Source organism: Pseudomonas fluorescens (assembly GCF_001708445.1).
In the GTDB taxonomy this organism is placed as follows: Bacteria; Pseudomonadota; Gammaproteobacteria; order Pseudomonadales; family Pseudomonadaceae; genus Aquipseudomonas; species Aquipseudomonas gorinensis.
The window spans coordinates 5,288,143-5,306,103 of the sequence record NZ_CP015637.1; the positions used below are offsets into that span (position 1 = coordinate 5,288,143).

Here is a 17,961-nt window from a genome sequence, read left to right on the forward strand (position 1 = left end):
TGGCCGAAAGGTCAGGTTAAACGTGTCAGCTTAATCTCGTTAGTTAGCTTGCTAGTTATTTATTCGCTGAAGTAAAACTGCAATAAAAAAGCCGCCCCCCTGGCTAGCAGAGGGGCGGCTTTTTTTGTTTAAGGCCGAAGCCTTAAGTCATCGTTGTAATCAAACGCTTAATTACAAGATGTTCAGCGGGTATTGCGCGATCAGACGCAGTTCGTCGATCGACGCCGAACCGTAGTACACGCCGTCAGACGAACGATAGGTCGCTTGACGGACGCGCAGGCTCAGGTCTTTGGCTGGGCCGCTCTGGATCACGTATTTGGCTTCGATGTCGCGTTCCCACTCTTTACCGTTCGAAGTGGTGCCAGTGTTGGCGCCGCTGCCGTTGACGTAACGAGTCATGAAGCTCAGGCCTGGCACGCCGAAGGTGGCCATGTTCAGGTCGTAGCGAGCTTGCCAGGATTTCTCGTCTTCAGCGTTGAAGTCGGAACGGGCGATGGAGTTGGCCAGGAAAATCGTGCCGCCGCCGTCTACGCCGTAACCGTAGTCGCCGTCACCGCTAACTTTCTGGTAGGCGAGGGTAAAGGTGTGAGCGCCGAGGGTATAGGCGCCCTGCAAGCTGTAGGCACGGTTATCCAGCTTGGTGGTGCCGTCTTTTTCTGCGCGTTGCAGGCCGGCGCCGTCGCTTTTGGTGCTGTAGATGTTGAAGTCGACAGCCAGGGACTGATCATCGCTAAGCGCGTGGGTCCAGTTCACGTTGGCGTAGAGTTTCTTCCAGTAGTCTTCCACTTTCGAGTAGTAGAGGCTGGTAGTGAACTCTGGGGTCCAGGAGTACACGCCGCCTACGAAGTTGGCGTCGCGCAGGCCAGTACCGGTACCCGGCTCGGAGCTAGCGATACTGTCCTTGTAGGTGTGGTCCTGGGCAACGATCGAGGTGAAGTGACCGGCTTCCAGTTTCAGGCCCTTGATCTCGTTGCTGGTGAGCGAGATACCTTGTGGCAGTTCTGGCAGGAGGCGGCTGTCATCGGATGCGAATACCGGGGCGGTGGTGTACTGGTCGCCGATTTTCAAGACCGTATCGGAAATACGGAACTTGATGGCTGCGCCACCCTTGGAGTAATCATCCTGCGCACGACCGTCGGAGCCGTTAGGGAACAGGCCGGTACCGGCACGGCCCTTGCCGCTGTCGAGTTTGATGCCCAGCAAACCAATGGCATCGACACCGACACCGATGGTGCCTTGTGTGTAGCCCGAGCTGAACAGACCGTGGAAGCCGAGGCCGGTTTCTTCGCGACGGCTTTGAGTGCCTGGCGCGTTGTTACGGAAGTCACGGCTGAAGTACAGGGTACGAGTCAGGATACTGGCTGTGCTGTCCTCGATAAAGCCCTTGGAATCGTCCTGGGCGGATGCCATTGCGAACTGCGAGGTGCCTGCTGAAACAGCCAGGGCGATCATGCTCCACTTCATCACGCGCATCGTGATTTGCTCCTTTGGTTTAGGAAGAGTACTGCCGTCCCACCTGTATTTTTATCTGGGCGGCTCTTTCTTTTTTGTGTCGGCGTAAAGTTATATCACGCAGACCGTATTGACGATACTTGTCCAACTATCCTTTCAGCTTCTTTACGAGGCTGTCGTAAATTGCTAGCTCCATGTCGCAAATTCACAGTCCGAATGTAACTGGACTGACAACTTCAATGCTGTTTTCAAACCCTTCAATAGTTTGGAGTCTTCCTTGATTCGCATTGAAACGCTGTTGTTCTTTTCGCGAAACACCTGCTTCCGAACGGGTGTCGTTGCCGACGATATGGGTGTGAATGCAACAAGCGCGCCCAAATCGGTAACTGAATGTCATTTTTTCGTGAAAATCGTTACTGCCCTGTAAAAACCGCATAAGCACGGGCTTTTTACGCCCTTTGGTTTGGTCTTGACGGCCGCGCATGACATCAGTGCGGTGGTACAAAAAACCTGTGCCTGCGCAAAACGTTACCGGTTCACCCCGATGAGTGGGTACTTGGCGGATCTCTTTGAGGCACAAGTGGGTCATTTTGGTGCGTTCCGGTGAGGCCCGTTCTAGCGTAGCTCATATATTCGCTTGCTTCGAAAAGGTGCAGGTTTTTTTGTCGGACCGTGCCGACGTTTCCTGCATTCGCCGTGAAGCCGCGAACAATCAACGGTATGCTGGGTACCTGAACTTGACCTGCCGAACGGAGTGCCCGCGGTGTTCGCCTTAGACCAACGCTTGCAACAAGACACACTGGCCCTTGGGGACTTCCCGCTGTGCCGCCTGCTGCTGTCCAATGACTCGAACTACCCATGGTTCATTCTGGTACCACGTATCAACGGTATCAGCGAAGTGTTTCAGCTGGATGTCGCAGATCAACGAATCCTATGGGAAGAAACCACGGCCCTGGCGCAGTTGCTCAACGAAGGCTTGATGGCCGACAAGATGAATATTGGTGCATTGGGCAACGTCGTCAGCCAGTTGCACGTGCATGTGATCGTACGCAGGCGCGATGACGCGGCATGGCCGGCTCCGGTTTGGGGCAAGCATCCGGCGCAGCCGTACACTGAACAACAGGTAGCGGCTATTCGCGCGCGCATGCGTGAGTTGTTGCCTGCCGACTTTATTTTTGCGCAGGACTGAACCATGGATCTGCAAGACCGCGTGACGGACCTGGAAAGCCGCTTGGCCTTCCAGGACGACACCATCGAGACGCTCAACGATATCCTGGTGACCCAGCAGCGCGCGGTTGAACGCCTGCAGCTTCAGATGGCGGCGCTGCTCAAGCGCCAGGAAGAAATGGGCGGCCAGTTCGAAACCTCCGAAGAGGAGGCTCCACCGCCTCACTATTAATTGGCCCACCCTTAATAGTCGCGCATAAAAAACCGCGATCCAGCCTAGCTGGATCGCGGTTTTTTTTTGCAGCGCGGGCTGAAATCAGCGACGTGGCAGGGCAGCGATCACGTCTTCGGCTTGCAGGCCTTTGTCGCGGTTCATGACGGAGAATTCCACACGCTGGCCTTCGACCAGAACGCGATGGCCTTCGCCACGGATGGCCCGGAAGTGGACGAAGATATCGTCGCCCGAATCGCGGGAAATAAAGCCGAAGCCTTTGGACGTGTTGAACCACTTGACGGTCCCGGTATCCCGATTGGTCATGTCGTAGTTTTGCGACGCGGCCGCAGGGGACGAACGGTAGAAGCTGATGGCCAGGTGAAGAACGATGGCGACCAGCGCAATGACCAGGCTGAGCAGGATGGCCGGGTGGCCGCCGACTTCAGGCATGGGTGCCAGGAGGGTGAGGGTTTGGACCACAACAGTCAGCACCAACAGCGCACTGACGAGGTTTTGCAGTTGATGACGCATGCCTTTGTTCCAGTACGGAATCACGGGCGCCAGCGTCAGGTTAAGAAGGCCGAACAAGGCCAGGTACAGAGCGTCATGTTGTTGCAGGTAGGGCAGGCTTTCAGGCTGCAGGCTCGGGATAAAGGACAGCAGCAAAGCTGCAACGCCCGTTAGCAGGTGGACGATTTTCAACATTTTGATTAACTCACGTTAAGACGGATCACAAGGAAGAGCTGACTGGCACGGTTCGCTTCTGAACAATGGGAGGCGTTGAGCACGTGCACGGGTATCAGCCTATGCGCTGGCCGAAGAAAATAACGGCAGCGACACGCTGCCTATTTAACAGCAAAGGCTGTGCCTACTCAAATCAAGCATTTCCAGGCATTGCAAGGGGTGTGGCATTTCTGCGTCAAACGCTTGTCCTAGACGTTTGCAGGCTTTTTTATCGCTATCAGGCAAATCGCCTGTCGGGCGCAAAGCCTTGCTTGTCACAGGCCGGCGCACCCGCGCGGGGCGAATTGCCGCACGTCGCCTGGTGCTGCCGGGCTGCACAAGGTGGGGACTCTTGCTAGAGTGGTCCTGCACCTGATCAATGAATGCTTGTCAATTGAAGGGGATAAACATGGCAATCGATATCGGTATCAGTGAAGAAGATCGTAAATCCATCGTCGATGGGCTTTCGCGACTGCTTTCCGATACCTATGTACTGTACCTGAAGACCCACAATTTCCATTGGAACGTCACGGGCCCCATGTTCCGCACGCTGCACCTGATGTTCGAGGAGCAGTACAACGAGCTGGCGCTGGCGGTGGACTCCATTGCCGAACGTATCCGTGCCCTGGGCTTTCCGGCGCCGGGTGCCTATTCGATCTATGCCCGTCTTTCTTCGATCAAGGAAGAAGAAGGCGTACCGAGCGCAGAAGAGATGATCAAGCAATTGGTTGCGGGCCAGGAAGCGGTCACGCGGACCGCCCGTGGCATTTTCCCGCTGCTCGACAAGGTCAGTGACGAGCCAACGGCCGACTTGTTGACCCAACGCATGCAGGTTCACGAGAAAACCGCGTGGATGCTGCGTTCCCTGCTCGAAAACCAGTAACCATCGACCTCGAGTGGCGTCGCCCCGGCGCCGCTCGCGGGTTTCCCCGCGCTTCCTGGCGTTCTCCTACGATGATCGACTCTCCGTCTTCTGGCTGCCCCTGTCTTCCTGCTGTTTTATAGGCCTATCGCCCAATGGGAGAAACCCATGGGCTGTTGTTTGGCAACGGAGTGTCAGGTGTATGTCACGTGGAGCGGTGAGTGGAGTGATGGAAACGGGTGGTTTTCAGAAGATAAAGGTCGATCCCTTCTCCAGGGGGTTCGATATGGGATTGGCCAGGCCGTTGTCCCGATCGGTCAGGCTCAACGGTTTTTCCACCTGTCTGCGGCTCGAGCAGATCTATTGGAATATCCTCACGGAGATTGCCAGGCTCAATGCCTGTTCGGTCAGTGCATTGCTGTCTTACGTCGATCGGGAAGTGCATTTGCGGTATGGAGGCGTGAAGAACTTCAGTGGACTGGTCAGGGTCGTGTGCGTGGTTCACCTGTTAAAAGGCTGCAGCGCACCGTTGAGTCCTGAGTAATCTTGCGGTTCCGTGGCCAGGCCTGCCCCAGGGCGGGCCTGGCTTCGGGCAGAAAGCCGGCTGCGCTGCCTCGATTTACCAGATATAATCCCGCGCTTTGCTGCGAATGCCGGGGCTTGATCCGTTGGGCAGGCGTAGCGCGTAACGATCTGATCGCCGAGACATCTCCATGCCCATGTACGACTATCAATGTGCTTCCTGTGGTCATCAGTTGGAAGCCATTCAAAAGATCAGCGCAGCGCCGTTGGTCGATTGCCCGGCCTGCCAGGCGCCTGAACTCAAGAAGATGTTGTCCATGCCGGGCTTCCGCCTGAGTGGCAGCGGCTGGTACGAGACCGATTTCAAGACCGGCTCTAAGAAGAATCTGGCCGGCGGCGACAAAGCAGACTGAGTTGAACTCTACGCGCAGGCTCCTGCATTATCCGTCCCCTGCTTAACTGTGCGGTGACGAGGCAGGCCTCCACCGAATTTCGAATTACGAGAAGTGAAACCACTACCATGATGCGCAGCCACTATTGCGGCCAACTGAACGAGACCCTGGATGGTCAGGAAATCACCCTTTGCGGATGGGTTCACCGTCGCCGCGACCACGGCGGGGTGATCTTCCTCGATATCCGTGATCGTGATGGTCTGGCCCAGGTGGTGTTCGACCCGGACCGCGCCGAGAGCTTCGCCGCCGCCGACCGCGTGCGCAGCGAATACGTCGTGAAGATCACCGGCAAGGTACGCCTGCGTCCGGCCGGGGCTGTGAACCCGAACATGGCGTCCGGCGCAATCGAAGTGCTGGGCTACGAGCTGGAAGTGCTGAACGAATCGGAAACCCCGCCGTTCCCGCTTAACGAATACTCCGACGTCGGCGAAGAAACCCGCCTGCGCTACCGCTTCCTGGACCTGCGTCGTCCGGAAATGGCCGAGAAGCTGCGCCTGCGTTCGCGCATGACCACCAGCATCCGTCGCTTCCTGGACGAGAACGGCTTTCTCGACGTCGAAACACCGATCCTCACCCGGGCTACCCCGGAAGGCGCGCGTGACTACCTGGTGCCAAGCCGCACCCACGCCGGCAGCTTCTTCGCCCTGCCGCAATCGCCGCAGTTGTTCAAGCAACTGCTGATGGTGGCCGGCTTTGACCGTTACTACCAGATCGCCAAGTGCTTCCGTGACGAAGACCTGCGCGCCGATCGCCAACCCGAATTCACCCAGATCGACATCGAGACCAGCTTCCTCGATGAAAAAGAGATCATGGGCATCACCGAACAAATGATCCGCAACCTGTTCAAGGAAGTGCTGGACCTGGAATTCGGCGAATTCCCGCACATGACTTTCGAAGAAGCCATGCGCCGCTACGGTTCCGACAAGCCAGACCTGCGTAACCCGCTGGAACTGGTGGACGTGGCCGACCAGCTTAAAGATGTCGATTTCAAGGTGTTCAGCGGCCCGGCCAACGACCCGAAATGCCGCATCGCCGCCCTGCGTGTGCCTGGTGGCGCGAGCATGCCGCGCAAGCAGATCGACGACTACACCAAGTTTGTCGGCATCTACGGTGCCAAGGGCCTGGCGTACATCAAGGTCAACGAGCGCGCCAAGGGAGTTGAAGGCCTGCAGTCGCCTATCGTGAAGAACATCCCGGAAGCCAACCTCAATGTGATCCTGGATCGCGTTGGTGCGGTCGACGGCGACATCGTGTTCTTCGGCGCCGACAAGGCCAAGATCGTCAGTGAAGCCCTTGGCGCGCTGCGGATCAAGCTGGGCCACGACCTCGACCTGCTGACCTGCAAGTGGGCACCGATGTGGGTCGTCGACTTCCCGATGTTCGAAGAGAACGACGACGGCAGCTTCAGCGCCTTGCACCACCCGTTCACTGCGCCGAAGTGCTCTCCTGAAGAGCTGGAAGCCAACCCGGCAGGCGCTCTGTCCCGTGCCTACGACATGGTGCTGAACGGCACCGAGCTGGGTGGCGGTTCGATCCGTATCCATCGCAAAGAGATGCAGCAAGCGGTATTCCGCCTGCTGGGCATCAACGAAGCGGAACAGGAAGAGAAGTTCGGCTTCCTGCTCGACGCCCTGAAATACGGCGCGCCGCCGCACGGTGGCCTGGCCTTCGGCCTGGATCGCCTGGTGATGCTGATGACTGGCGCCCAGTCGATCCGTGAAGTGATCGCGTTCCCGAAAACCCAGAGCGCTGCGGACGTCATGACCCAGGCGCCGGGTGTGGTGGATGCCAAGGCACTGCGCGAGTTGCACATTCGCCTGCGCGAGACGCCGAAGGCTGAGTAAGGCTGCTGCGTGAAAGCGCGATAAGGTTTTACGCGGTCAAAAAGGCGCATCTTCGGATGCGCCTTTGCGTTACAAGGGTTGCATCCCGCCTGGGGCGGGGTTGATAAGGTTTCTAGAGAATTTCGGAGTTGTGTTATGGCTGGCCATTCCAAGTGGGCGAACATCAAGCACCGCAAAGAGCGTCAGGATGCCAAGAAAGGCAAGATCTTCACCAAGTGGATTCGCGAACTGACGGTCGCTGCCCGCCAGGGCGGTGGTGACCCAGGCTCCAACCCGCGTCTGCGCCTGGCGCTGGATAAAGCCCTCGGCGCCAACATGAGCCGCGACATCATCGACCGCGCCGTGGCCCGTGGTGCCGGGGCGGCCGATACCGACGACATGGTCGAGCTTACCTACGAAGGCTACGGCCCGGGTGGCGTGGCGGTGATGGTCGAGTGCATGACCGATAACCGCAACCGTACCGCGGCGGCGGTGCGCCATGCGTTCAGCAAGTGCGGGGGTAACCTCGGCACAGACGGTTCGGTAGCCTACCTGTTCGAGCGCAAGGGGCAGATCTCCTTCGCACCGGGTGTGGATGAAGATGCGCTGATGGAAGCGGCAATGGAGGCGGATGCCGACGACGTGGTGACCAATGAAGACGGCTCCATTGACGTGTTCACCTCGTTCGCCGGGTTCTACGCCGTGCGTAACGCGCTGGAAGCGGCCGGTTTCAAAGGTACCGACGCGGAAATCGTGATGCTGCCAACCACCAGCGCCGAGCTGGACCTGGACGGCGCGCAGAAAGTGCTGAAGATGCTGGATATGCTCGAAGACCTGGATGACGTGCAGAACGTGTATTCGAATGCCGACATCCCTGAATCTGTAGCCGAACAGCTAGGCTGAAGGGCGATGTAGTTTTAAATGTGGGAGGGGGCTTGCCCCCGATAGCGGTGGTTCAGTCGATTGAGAGATAACTGACACACTGCCATCGGGGGCAAGTCCCCTCCCACATTGGGCCTCCCTGTATCAAAAATTGTGTTTACCCGACCTGCAGGCCTTATGACTTTAATCCTAGGTATCGACCCCGGTTCGCGCATTACCGGCTTTGGCGTGGTGCAACACACCCCGCGCGGCTGCGTCTATGTCGCCTCGGGCTGTATTCGTACCGGCGCGGGCGAGTTGGCTGAGCGCTTGCAGATCGTCTATCGCGGCGTGCGTGAAGTGATCCAGACCTACGGGCCAGTGACCATGGGCATCGAAAAGGTGTTCATGGCCAAGAATGCCGACTCGGCCCTCAAGCTCGGCCAGGCCCGTGGCGCTGCCATCGTGGCCGGTGCCGAGGAAGGCATGGAAATCGCCGAATACACCGCGACCCAGGTCAAGCAAGCAGTGGTTGGCACGGGGGCGGCGAATAAAGAGCAGGTGCAGATGATGGTGATGCACATGCTCAAGCTCACCTCAAAACCGCAGATCGATGCCTCCGACGCCCTGGCCATTGCCATTTGCCATGCGCACACGCGCTCCAGCCTGCTACCGCACGGCTTGGGGACGGCACGCAGTCGTGGCGGGCGCCTGCGTCTCTGATAGCATCAGCGCAATCGTTATTTCCGGTCAGGCCTCGATCTGACCCCACGCTTTAAGGATCTGAACCGTGATTGGACGCTTGCGCGGCACCCTGGCTGAGAAACAGCCGCCGCACCTGATTCTGGATGTCAACGGGTTGGGGTATGAGCTGGAAGTGCCCATGACTACCCTGTATCGCCTACCGTCGGTCGGTGAACCCATAACGCTGCACACCCACCTGGTGGTGCGCGAAGACGCGCAACTACTCTATGGTTTCATCGGCAAGCGCGACCGCGACTTCTTCCGCGAGCTGATTCGCCTTAATGGCGTGGGGCCGAAGTTGGCCCTGGCGTTGATGTCGAGCCTGGAAGTGGACGAACTGGTGCGTGCCGTTTCGGCCCAGGACACCTCGGCGTTGACCAAGGTGCCGGGCGTAGGCAAGAAAACCGCCGAGCGCCTGCTGGTGGAGCTCAAGGACCGCTTCAAGGCCTGGGAAGTGGTGCCGAGCATGTTCGCCCTGGTGCCGAACCAGCCGGATATGCCGGCAGGCCAGGTGGCCAGCGCTGAAAGCGATGCCGTCAGCGCGCTGATCTCCCTGGGCTACAAGCCGCAGGAGGCGAGCAAGGCGGTGTCGGCCATCAAGGACAAGAACCTGAGCAGCGAAGACATGATCCGCCGAGCCCTGAAGGGAATGATTTAAGTGATTGAAGCTGATCGTCTGATCGCGGCCACGGGCCCCCGTGACCGCGAAGAAATCCAGGACCGTGCCATCCGGCCCCTGAGCCTGGCCGACTACATCGGCCAGCCTACCGTGCGCGAGCAGATGGAGTTGTTCATCCAGGCCGCGCGCGGGCGCAGCGAGTCCCTGGATCACACCCTGATCTTTGGCCCGCCGGGGCTGGGTAAAACCACCCTGGCCAACATCATTGCCCAGGAAATGGGCGTGTCGATCAAGTCGACTTCCGGCCCGGTGCTGGAGCGTCCTGGCGACCTGGCGGCGCTGCTGACCAATCTTGAACCCCATGACGTATTGTTCATCGACGAAATCCATCGGTTGTCGCCGATTGTCGAGGAAGTGCTGTACCCCGCCATGGAAGACTTCCAGCTCGACATCATGATCGGCGAAGGCCCCGCGGCCCGATCGATCAAGCTCGACCTGCCGCCGTTCACCCTGGTGGGGGCGACCACGCGTGCGGGTATGCTGACCAACCCGCTGCGAGACCGTTTCGGTATCGTTCAACGTCTGGAGTTCTATAGCACCGCAGACCTGGCGACCATCGTCAGCCGTTCGGCCGGCATTCTCGGCCTGCCCCTGGACCCGGAAGGCGCGTTTGAAATCGCCCGTCGGGCCCGGGGCACGCCACGTATTGCCAACCGCCTGCTGCGCCGCGTGCGTGATTTTGCCGAGGTGCGGGCCAAGGGGCATATCACCAAGCCGGTGGCCGACCTGGCCTTGAACCTGCTGGATGTGGACGAGCATGGCTTCGATCACCAGGATCGACGTCTACTCTTGACCATGATCGAGAAGTTCGACGGTGGCCCGGTGGGGGTAGACAGCCTGGCCGCGGCCATCAGTGAAGAGCGCCATACCATTGAAGATGTGCTGGAACCGTACCTGATCCAGCAGGGCTACATCATGCGCACGCCAAGGGGGCGGGTGGTCACGCGCCATGCCTATTTGCACTTCGGGTTAAACATTCCGTCACGATTGGGTGAGATGCCCGTGGTAGACGAATTCCTGGATGCAGTGGACGATTAAAAAGACCACGTGGATCGATTTATTCAAGGTTTGTGCTGTCCTAGTGGCTGGTGTCGTCATTCAGTCACTGGAAATATTCTCGAACGCAAAAAGCGAGAATGAAAAAACAGTTGCTAAGCCGGATTGGCAACCTGAGGAGTAAGCACTAGAGTATGCGCGCGCAAAACGGGGATCAGTCGTTCGCACATCGCTGTCGCGTTTATTACGAGGACACCGATGCCGGCGGTATCGTGTATTACGTCAATTACCTCAAGTTCATGGAGCGGGCTCGAACCGAGCGGCTACGGGAGCTGGGCTTTGCCCAATCCCAGCTGGCAGGGGAGGACCTGTTATTCGTCGTGCATTCCAGCGAGGCTCGCTATCACGCGCCGGCGCGACTGGACGACGAACTGCTGGTCAGCGCTGAAGTAATCGAATTGAACCGTGCCAGCCTGCGATTCAAGCAGCAGGTCAGGCGGGCTACGGATGCAACGCTGCTCTGCGAGGGGCAGTTCCTGGTGGCGTGTGTACGCACCAACAGTTTGAAACCTCGGGCCATTCCCGAAACTCTACGTGCGGCCTTTGCCGCCGTGAGCGGCGCGGGTAAACAATCAAAGCAGGAGATTTAGCGTGGAACCTACCGTCGTCGACCATTCCTCCATGTGGAGCCTGGTCAGTAATGCCAGTGTCGTGGTTCAACTGGTGATGCTGATCCTGGTAGCCGCATCGGTTACCTCTTGGGTCATGATTTTTCAGCGCAGCAACCTGCTGCGTGCCGGTCGACGTGCCCTGGAGAGCTTCGAAGAGCGCTTCTGGTCGGGTATCGACCTGTCCAAGCTCTACCGCCAGGCCGGCAGCAACCCAGATCCGGATTCGGGCGTCGAGCAGATCTTCCGCGCCGGCTTCAAGGAATTCTCCCGTCTGCGCCAGCAGCCAGGCGTTGACCCGGAAGCGGTCATGGAAGGCGTGGCCCGTGCCATGCGCGTGGCCATCTCCCGCGAAGAAGAGAAGCTGGAGCAGAGCCTGCCGTTTCTCGCCACCGTCGGTTCCGTCAGCCCGTACATCGGCCTGTTCGGTACCGTGTGGGGGATCATGAACTCGTTCCGTGGCCTGGCCCAGGCCCAGCAAGCGACCCTGGCCACCGTGGCCCCGGGTATCGCCGAAGCCCTGGTCGCCACCGCGATCGGTCTGTTCGCCGCTATCCCCGCAGTAATTGCCTACAACCGTTTTGCCGCGCGCGGCGAGACCTTGATCAGCCGTTACTACACCTTCGCCGATGAATTCCAGGCGATCCTGCACCGTAAAGTGCACACCAGCGAAGAATAAGCAGGTACTCCCCGATGGCTTTAATCACTCGAGCTCGAACCAAGCGCAAGCCGGTCGCCGAGATGAACGTAGTGCCTTACATCGACGTGATGCTGGTGCTGCTGGTGATCTTCATGGTGACCGCGCCGATGCTCAACCAGGGTGTGAAAGTTGATCTGCCCAAGGTTTCCAGCGAAGCCTTGCCCCAGGACAACAACACCCAGGTGCTGACCATTTCGATCAAGGCTGACAAGACCTACTACTGGAACCTTGGCAGCGAAGTCGATACCCAGAAGCAGCAGGACAAGGCCCTGACCTTGCCGGCGATGACCGACGCAGTGACCAAGATCATTCGCTCCGGCAACGAAGGCGGCAAGCACACCCAAGTCTTCATCCGCGGTGACAAATCGGTCGACTACGGCTCCGTCATGGGCGCCATGGGCGGGCTGCAGAAGGCCGGCGTCGGCAACGTTGGCTTGATTACCGAGGCGCCCTGATGCACCAACAGCGAGAGCCGTCCGCCTCGGAAAGCTACTTCTGGCCTAGCGTCTGGGCAATTGCCCTGCATGTCCTGGTGTTTGGCATGTTGTTCGTCAGCTTTGCCATGACCCCGGACCTGCCGCCAGCCAAGCCGATCGTGCAGGCGACCCTGTATCAGCTGAAATCGAAAAGTCAGGCCACTACCCAGACCAATCAGAAGATTGCGGGTGAGGCCCAGAAGTCGGCTGCGCGCCAGACTGAAGTCGAGCAGATGGAACAGAAGAAGGTCGAGCAGGAAGCGGTGAAGGCTGCTGCGGAACAAAAGAAAGAAGAGGCGGCTCAAAAGGCCGAGGAATCGAAAAAGGCTGACGAAGCGAAGAAGGCCGACGAGGCGAAAAAGGCTGATGAAGCCAAGAAAGCCGAGAAAGCTGCCGAAGCTAAAAAAGCTGAAGAGAAACAATTGGCTGATATAGCCAAGAAAAAATCTGAAGAAGAAGCCAAAAAAGCAGCCGAAGAAGAGGCCAAGAAAAAGGCCGCTGAAGACGCCAAGAAAAAGATTGTCGAGGACGCGAAGAAGAAAGCCGCCGAAGACGCCAAGAAAAAAGCTGAAGCAGACGAGGCGAAGAAGAAAATCGCCGACGACGCGAAGAAGAAAGCTGCTGCCGACGCCAGCAAGAAAAAGGCCCAGGAAGCAGCGCGTAAATCCGCCGAAGACAAAAAGGCCCAGGCCTTGGCAGATTTGCTTTCCGATACGCCTCAGCGTCAGCAAGCATTGGCCGATGAACGTGGTGATGAAGTCGCGGGCAGTTTCGACGACCTGATTCGGGCACGAGCAGCAGAAGGCTGGACACGTCCACCTTCGGCACGCAAAGGCATGACAGTAGTGCTGCAGATCGGCATGTTGCCGGACGGTACGGTGACTTCGGTCAGCGTGGCCAAGTCCAGTGGTGACGGTTCGTTCGACAGTTCGGCGGTTGCCGCGGTCAAGAACATTGGCCGGTTGACCGAGATGCAGGGAATGAAACCAAGCGACTTCGCTCCCTATCGTTCATTCAAGATGACATTCACACCTGAGGATCTAGCCTTGTGAGAAACCTTCTTCGAGGAATGCTTGTCGTTATTTGCTGTATGGCAGGGATAGCGGCGGCGGATGAAAAGAACATCCTGGTCACCAGCGGTAGCGATCGGGCCACCCCGATCGCGGTTGTGCCGTTCGGCTGGCAGGGCGGCAGCGTGCTGCCGGATGACATGGCCCAGATCGTCAGCGACGACCTGCGCAACTCCGGTTACTACGCGCCGATTCCGAAAGGCAACATGATCAGCCAGCCTACCCAGGCCAGCGAAGTCATCTTCCGTGACTGGAAGGCCGTGGGTGCCCAGTACCTGATGGTCGGCAACATCCAGCCTGCCGGCGGTCGCCTGCAGATCCAGTACACATTGTTCAACGTGGCCACCGAGCAGCAGGTATTGACCGGCAGCGTGTCGGGCACCGCTGAACAACTGCGGGATATGGCCCACTACATTTCGGACCAGTCGTTTGAAAAGCTCACCGGTATCAAGGGTGCTTTCTCGACGCGCATGCTCTATGTCACTGCTGAACGTTTCTCTGTAGACAACACTCGCTACACGTTGCAGCGTTCGGACTACGACGGTGCGCGCGCCGTGACCTTGCTGCAGTCCCGGGAGCCGATCCTGTCGCCGCGCTTTGCGCCGGACGGCAAGCGTATTGCCTATGTGTCTTTCGAACAGAAGCGTCCGCGTATCTTCGTCCAGCACATCGATACTGGCCGTCGTGAGCAGATCACCAACTTCGAAGGCCTCAACGGTGCACCTGCCTGGTCGCCGGATGGTTCGCGCCTGGCATTCGTACTGTCCAAGGACGGTAACCCGGATATCTACGTGATGAACATGGCTTCGCGCCAGATCACTCGCGTCACCAGCGGCCCAGGTATCAACACCGAACCGTTCTGGGGTAAAGATGGCTCGACCATCTATTTCACCTCCGACCGCGGTGGCAAGCCACAAATCTACAAATCGAGCATTGGCGGTGGGGGCGCGGAACGCGTGACCTTTATCGGTAACTACAATGCCAATCCGAAGCTTTCGGCTGATGAAAAGACGTTGGTGATGATTCACCGTCAGGATGGTTTCACTAATTTCCGGGTTGCGGCCCAGGATTTGCAGCGCGGAACCGTAAAAATCCTTACAGATACCAACCTTGATGAGTCAGCCACTGTTGCGCCCAACGGCACCATGGTAATCTACGCCACCCGCCAGCAGGGCCGGGGAGTCTTGATGCTCGTGTCCATTAATGGACGCGTAAGGCTCCCGCTTCCTACCGCACAAGGCGAAGTCAGAGAACCATCCTGGTCCCCTTACCTGAACTGACGCGGCGCTACAAAAAGATTTGCTTAACACACTGGGGTTCATTAGGAGTTTCACGATGGAAATGCTGAAGTTTGGTAAGTTTGCTGCTCTGGCTCTGGCTCTGTCCGTAGCCGTTGGTTGCTCGTCTAAAGGCGGCGACAATGCCGGTGAAGGCGCAGCTGTTGATCCAAACGCTGGTTACGGTGCTAACACTGGTGCAGTTGACGGCTCCCTGAGCGAAGAAGCTGCTCTGCGCGCAATCACTACTTTCTACTTCGAATACGACAGTTCGGACCTGAAACCAGAAGCCATGCGCGCTCTGGACGTTCACGCGAAAGACCTGAAAGCTAACGGCGCTCGCGTTGTTCTGGAAGGTAACACTGACGAACGTGGTACTCGTGAGTACAACATGGCTCTGGGCGAGCGTCGTGCGAAAGCCGTTCAGCGCTACCTGGTACTGCAAGGTGTTGCTCCAGGCCAACTGGAACTGGTTTCCTACGGTAAAGAGCGTCCAGTTGCTACTGGCCACGACGAGCAGTCCTGGGCTCAAAACCGTCGCGTCGAACTGCGTAAGTAATTCGTCATGCGAACGTGCCGTCGTGCTCTAACTGTACTGACTCTCAGCCTCGCGCCGCTCTCGGTGTGGGCTGCGGCTCCTGTGGTCGATAGCAACTCTGGCTATAACAATAGCGGAAGTGCTTATCCGCCAGCGGGTTATGGCACGAACGGCGCCTATGCTGGGGGGGCGGCTACGTCAGCCCCCTCGGCACAGGGCGAACTGTTCAACCAGCTGCAACGCATGCAGGATCAATTGTCGCAGCAACAAGGCGCCATTGAGGTTTTGCAGAACCAAGTGAACCAGCTGAAGCAAGAAGGCCTGGAGCGATATCAGGATCTTGACCGACGTATTGGAGCCGGCGTTACACCTGCCGCAACTCCTGATAATTCTTCTACCGGTGGCGCACCCAGTGCCGCCGCCGGTGGTGCAGCAGCAGGGGCCGCGGCCGCCAGCCAAGCCCCTGCCGCAAGCAGCGAACCGGGTGATCCGGCGAAGGAAAAGCTGTATTACGATGCCGCCTTCGATCTGATCAAAGCCAAGGATTTCGACAAGGCCAGCAAGGCTTTCACCGCATTCCTCGGTCGTTACCCAAACAGTCAGTACGCAGGCAATGCCCAGTACTGGTTGGGTGAGGTAAACCTGGCAAAGGGTGATTTGCAGGGGGCAGGCCAGGCATTTGCCAAGGTCAGCCAACTCTACCCTAAGCACGCCAAGGTGCCGGACTCGCTGTACAAACTCGCTGACGTAGAACGCCGCCTGGGTCATACCGACAAGGTCAAAGGCATTCTGCAGCAGGTGGTTGCCCAGTATCCGGGTACTTCCGCTGCCCAGTTGGCCCAGCGCGATCTGCAACGCTTGTAAGCGATGCAGCCCGTTTGGAAGAAACCCGCGCCTGGCGCGGGTTTTTTCGTTAGAATCCACGCCCTTTTATGAAACACGCTTCCTGGGGTTTACGCGTTGGCGGAATTCCTTGAAGTGCCTGACGGAGGCGGACAGCCTGTTTAGCTGTTACGCCCGTGGCGACTATGCAAGACACATTACGCATCACCGAAGTTTTTTACTCGTTACAGGGTGAAACGCGCACCGCTGGCCTGCCCACAGTATTTGTGCGTCTGACCGGCTGCCCATTGCGTTGCCAATACTGTGACAGCGCCTACGCCTTCAGTGGCGGCACCGTGCGCACCCTCGATGACATCCTCGAGCAGGTTGCCAGCTATCGACCGCGCTACGTTTGTGTGACGGGTGGCGAGCCGCTGGCGCAGCCAAATGCCATTCCCCTGCTCAAGCAGCTGTGTGACGCCGGTTACGAAGTGTCCCTGGAGACCAGTGGTGCCCTGGACATTTCCGCGGTAGACCCGCGCGTAAGCCGCGTGGTCGACCTGAAGACCCCAGGCTCCAAAGAGGCGCATCGCAACCTCTACGAGAACATCGATCTGCTGACGGCCAACGACCAGGTCAAGTTCGTGATCTGTTCCCGCGACGACTACGATTGGGCGAGCTCCAAGCTGATCCAGTATGGCCTGGACCGTCGCGCGGGCGAGGTGCTGTTCTCGCCGAGCCACCACGACCTGAACGCACGCGACCTCGCCGACTGGGTGGTGGCTGATAACCTGCCAGTACGCCTGCAATTGCAGCTGCATAAATATCTTTGGAACGACGAGCCAGGACGCTGAAATGACTGAACCTACGATTGCTCAAAAACGCGCTGTCATCCTGTTGTCCGGTGGCCTGGACTCCGCCACCGTGGTCGCCATGGCACAGGCTGAAGGTTACACCTGCTACACCATGAGCTTCGACTACGGCCAGCGCCATCGCGCCGAGCTGAACGCTGCTGCCCGTGTTGCCCGTGAGATGGGCGTGGCCGAGCACAAGGTGATTGGCCTGAACCTCAACGGCATTGGTGGCTCAGCCCTGACCGACAGCAGCATCGATGTGCCGGAAGCGCCGAGTGAAGGTATCCCGGTGACTTACGTGCCAGCACGCAACACCGTATTCCTATCCCTGGCCCTTGGCTGGGCAGAGGTACTGAATGCCCGCGACATCTTTATTGGCGTCAACGCGGTGGATTATTCCGGTTACCCGGATTGCCGCCCGGAGTTCGTCGAGTCGTTCGAGCGCATGGCCAACCTGGCCACCAAAGCCGGTGTCGAAGGGCAGGGCTTTCGCATCCTGGCGCCGCTGCAAAACCTGAGCAAGGCCGATATTGTGAAGGCTGGCGTAGGACTAGGCGTCGATTATTCGCTGACTGTTTCCTGCTACCAGGCAGACGATGACGGCCGTGCTTGCGGGAAATGTGACAGCTGCCGACTGCGTGCTGAGGGCTTCCAAGCGGCCGGAATTACGGACCCAACGCGTTATTTCTGATTTATTTCAAATAAGGTGTTGAATAATCCTTAGAAATCAGTATTATACGCGCCACCACACAGCGGGTCGTTAGCTCAGTTGGTAGAGCAGTTGGCTTTTAACCAATTGGTCGTAGGTTCGAATCCCACACGACCCACCATTTTTGGCGGTTTAGAAAATCCGGAAGGCCCACGCAAGTGAGGATTTCCGGGTTTTTTTTTGTCTTGTGAAAAAGTCGATGTGTCATGCGCCGTCCGTGAGATGCCGAGTCATACGCCCCCATGGAGGAGGCGATTCTCGCCCTCCTGCGGTCGGCTTATGCGGCCCTTGACGAGTTTTTGTAACAGCAAGGCCAGTGTCTCGGTCGCGTACCGCTTCTGACGTTTGTCGC

General features: G+C 58.2%; 22 protein-coding genes and 1 tRNA gene. 20 read left to right on the forward strand and 3 right to left on the reverse strand.

Features of this window, described 5'->3' with window-relative positions; genetic code table 11:
* Positions 1–171: 171 nt before the first annotated feature.
* A complete protein-coding gene (locus A7317_RS23490; RefSeq protein WP_069076927.1) occupies positions 172–1,473 on the reverse strand; it encodes an OprD family porin in 1,302 nt (433 codons plus the stop codon).
* 184 nt (positions 1,474–1,657) lie between these two features.
* A complete protein-coding gene (locus A7317_RS30730; RefSeq protein ID WP_143036939.1) occupies positions 1,658–2,041 on the reverse strand; it encodes a hypothetical protein in 384 nt (127 codons plus the stop codon).
* 174 nt (positions 2,042–2,215) lie between these two features.
* Between A7317_RS30730 and A7317_RS23495 the strand changes: the two genes are divergently transcribed.
* The gene (locus A7317_RS23495) at positions 2,216–2,641 is read left to right on the forward strand and encodes an HIT domain-containing protein (RefSeq protein ID WP_041161288.1); all 426 of its coding nucleotides are present in this window, start codon (positions 2,216–2,218) and stop codon (positions 2,639–2,641) included.
* A 3-nt stretch (positions 2,642–2,644) separates the two neighbouring features.
* Positions 2,645–2,851: a SlyX family protein gene (locus A7317_RS23500; RefSeq protein WP_024077152.1), complete on the forward strand. Its 207-nt coding sequence runs from the start codon at positions 2,645–2,647 to the stop codon at positions 2,849–2,851.
* An 84-nt stretch (positions 2,852–2,935) separates the two neighbouring features.
* On the opposite strand, the gene A7317_RS31335 is transcribed toward A7317_RS23500, so the two are convergent.
* Positions 2,936–3,538, reverse strand: a complete 603-nt coding sequence (locus A7317_RS31335) for a cold-shock protein (protein WP_024077151.1) — start codon at positions 3,536–3,538, stop codon at positions 2,936–2,938.
* Positions 3,539–3,965: 427 nt separating this feature from the next.
* Between A7317_RS31335 and A7317_RS23510 the strand changes: the two genes are divergently transcribed.
* From A7317_RS23510 to A7317_RS23595, 18 genes are all read left to right on the forward strand, one after another.
* Positions 3,966–4,439 (forward strand): Dps family protein, encoded by a 474-nt coding sequence (locus tag A7317_RS23510; RefSeq protein ID WP_003193874.1) that lies wholly within the window; start codon positions 3,966–3,968, stop codon positions 4,437–4,439.
* A 181-nt stretch (positions 4,440–4,620) separates the two neighbouring features.
* Positions 4,621–4,962, forward strand: coding sequence for a ribbon-helix-helix domain-containing protein (locus A7317_RS23515; protein WP_041161008.1), 342 nt, complete (start codon positions 4,621–4,623; stop codon positions 4,960–4,962).
* A 169-nt stretch (positions 4,963–5,131) separates the two neighbouring features.
* On the forward strand, positions 5,132–5,353 hold the full coding sequence (locus tag A7317_RS23520) for an FmdB family zinc ribbon protein (RefSeq protein WP_010208103.1): 222 nt from the start codon (positions 5,132–5,134) through the stop codon (positions 5,351–5,353).
* A gap of 107 nt (positions 5,354–5,460) precedes the next feature.
* Positions 5,461–7,236, forward strand: a complete 1,776-nt coding sequence (aspS, locus tag A7317_RS23525; protein WP_024077149.1) for an aspartate--tRNA ligase — start codon at positions 5,461–5,463, stop codon at positions 7,234–7,236.
* A gap of 135 nt (positions 7,237–7,371) precedes the next feature.
* Positions 7,372–8,118 carry a YebC/PmpR family DNA-binding transcriptional regulator gene (locus A7317_RS23530; protein WP_024077148.1) on the forward strand — a complete coding sequence of 249 codons (747 nt, stop codon included), beginning with the start codon at positions 7,372–7,374 and terminating at the stop codon, positions 8,116–8,118.
* A 156-nt stretch (positions 8,119–8,274) separates the two neighbouring features.
* Positions 8,275–8,799, forward strand: coding sequence for a crossover junction endodeoxyribonuclease RuvC (ruvC, locus tag A7317_RS23535; protein WP_024077147.1), 525 nt, complete (start codon positions 8,275–8,277; stop codon positions 8,797–8,799).
* A 67-nt stretch (positions 8,800–8,866) separates the two neighbouring features.
* Positions 8,867–9,478 (forward strand): Holliday junction branch migration protein RuvA, encoded by a 612-nt coding sequence (ruvA, locus tag A7317_RS23540; RefSeq protein WP_003175802.1) that lies wholly within the window; start codon positions 8,867–8,869, stop codon positions 9,476–9,478.
* Positions 9,479–10,537, forward strand: a complete 1,059-nt coding sequence (ruvB, locus tag A7317_RS23545; protein ID WP_024077146.1) for a Holliday junction branch migration DNA helicase RuvB — start codon at positions 9,479–9,481, stop codon at positions 10,535–10,537.
* 152 nt (positions 10,538–10,689) lie between these two features.
* Positions 10,690–11,145, forward strand: a complete 456-nt coding sequence (gene ybgC, locus A7317_RS23550; protein ID WP_032890914.1) for a tol-pal system-associated acyl-CoA thioesterase — start codon at positions 10,690–10,692, stop codon at positions 11,143–11,145.
* Position 11,146: 1 nt separating this feature from the next.
* A complete protein-coding gene (tolQ, locus tag A7317_RS23555; protein ID WP_024077143.1) occupies positions 11,147–11,842 on the forward strand; it encodes a protein TolQ in 696 nt (231 codons plus the stop codon).
* Between the two features lie 23 nt (positions 11,843–11,865).
* Positions 11,866–12,318, forward strand: a complete 453-nt coding sequence (tolR, locus tag A7317_RS23560; RefSeq protein ID WP_160384999.1) for a protein TolR — start codon at positions 11,866–11,868, stop codon at positions 12,316–12,318.
* Positions 12,318–13,391 (forward strand): cell envelope integrity protein TolA, encoded by a 1,074-nt coding sequence (gene tolA, locus A7317_RS23565; protein WP_024077142.1) that lies wholly within the window; start codon positions 12,318–12,320, stop codon positions 13,389–13,391. Before tolR ends, tolA begins: the two co-directional genes overlap by 1 nt.
* Positions 13,392–13,408: 17 nt before the next feature.
* Positions 13,409–14,689: a Tol-Pal system beta propeller repeat protein TolB gene (gene tolB / locus A7317_RS23570; RefSeq protein WP_041161007.1), complete on the forward strand. Its 1,281-nt coding sequence runs from the start codon at positions 13,409–13,411 to the stop codon at positions 14,687–14,689.
* A 55-nt stretch (positions 14,690–14,744) separates the two neighbouring features.
* Positions 14,745–15,245 (forward strand): peptidoglycan-associated lipoprotein Pal, encoded by a 501-nt coding sequence (gene pal, locus A7317_RS30270; protein ID WP_003209827.1) that lies wholly within the window; start codon positions 14,745–14,747, stop codon positions 15,243–15,245.
* A 6-nt stretch (positions 15,246–15,251) separates the two neighbouring features.
* Entirely contained in the window at positions 15,252–16,088 is an 837-nt protein-coding gene (ybgF, locus tag A7317_RS23580; RefSeq protein WP_069076929.1) for a tol-pal system protein YbgF, read from the forward strand.
* A gap of 164 nt (positions 16,089–16,252) precedes the next feature.
* Positions 16,253–16,900: a 7-carboxy-7-deazaguanine synthase QueE gene (queE, locus tag A7317_RS23585; protein ID WP_024077139.1), complete on the forward strand. Its 648-nt coding sequence runs from the start codon at positions 16,253–16,255 to the stop codon at positions 16,898–16,900.
* A gap of 16 nt (positions 16,901–16,916) precedes the next feature.
* On the forward strand, positions 16,917–17,591 hold the full coding sequence (queC, locus tag A7317_RS23590; RefSeq protein ID WP_162163619.1) for a 7-cyano-7-deazaguanine synthase QueC: 675 nt from the start codon (positions 16,917–16,919) through the stop codon (positions 17,589–17,591).
* 63 nt (positions 17,592–17,654) lie between these two features.
* Positions 17,655–17,730 (forward strand) — tRNA-Lys (locus A7317_RS23595).
* Positions 17,731–17,961 lie beyond the last annotated feature (231 nt).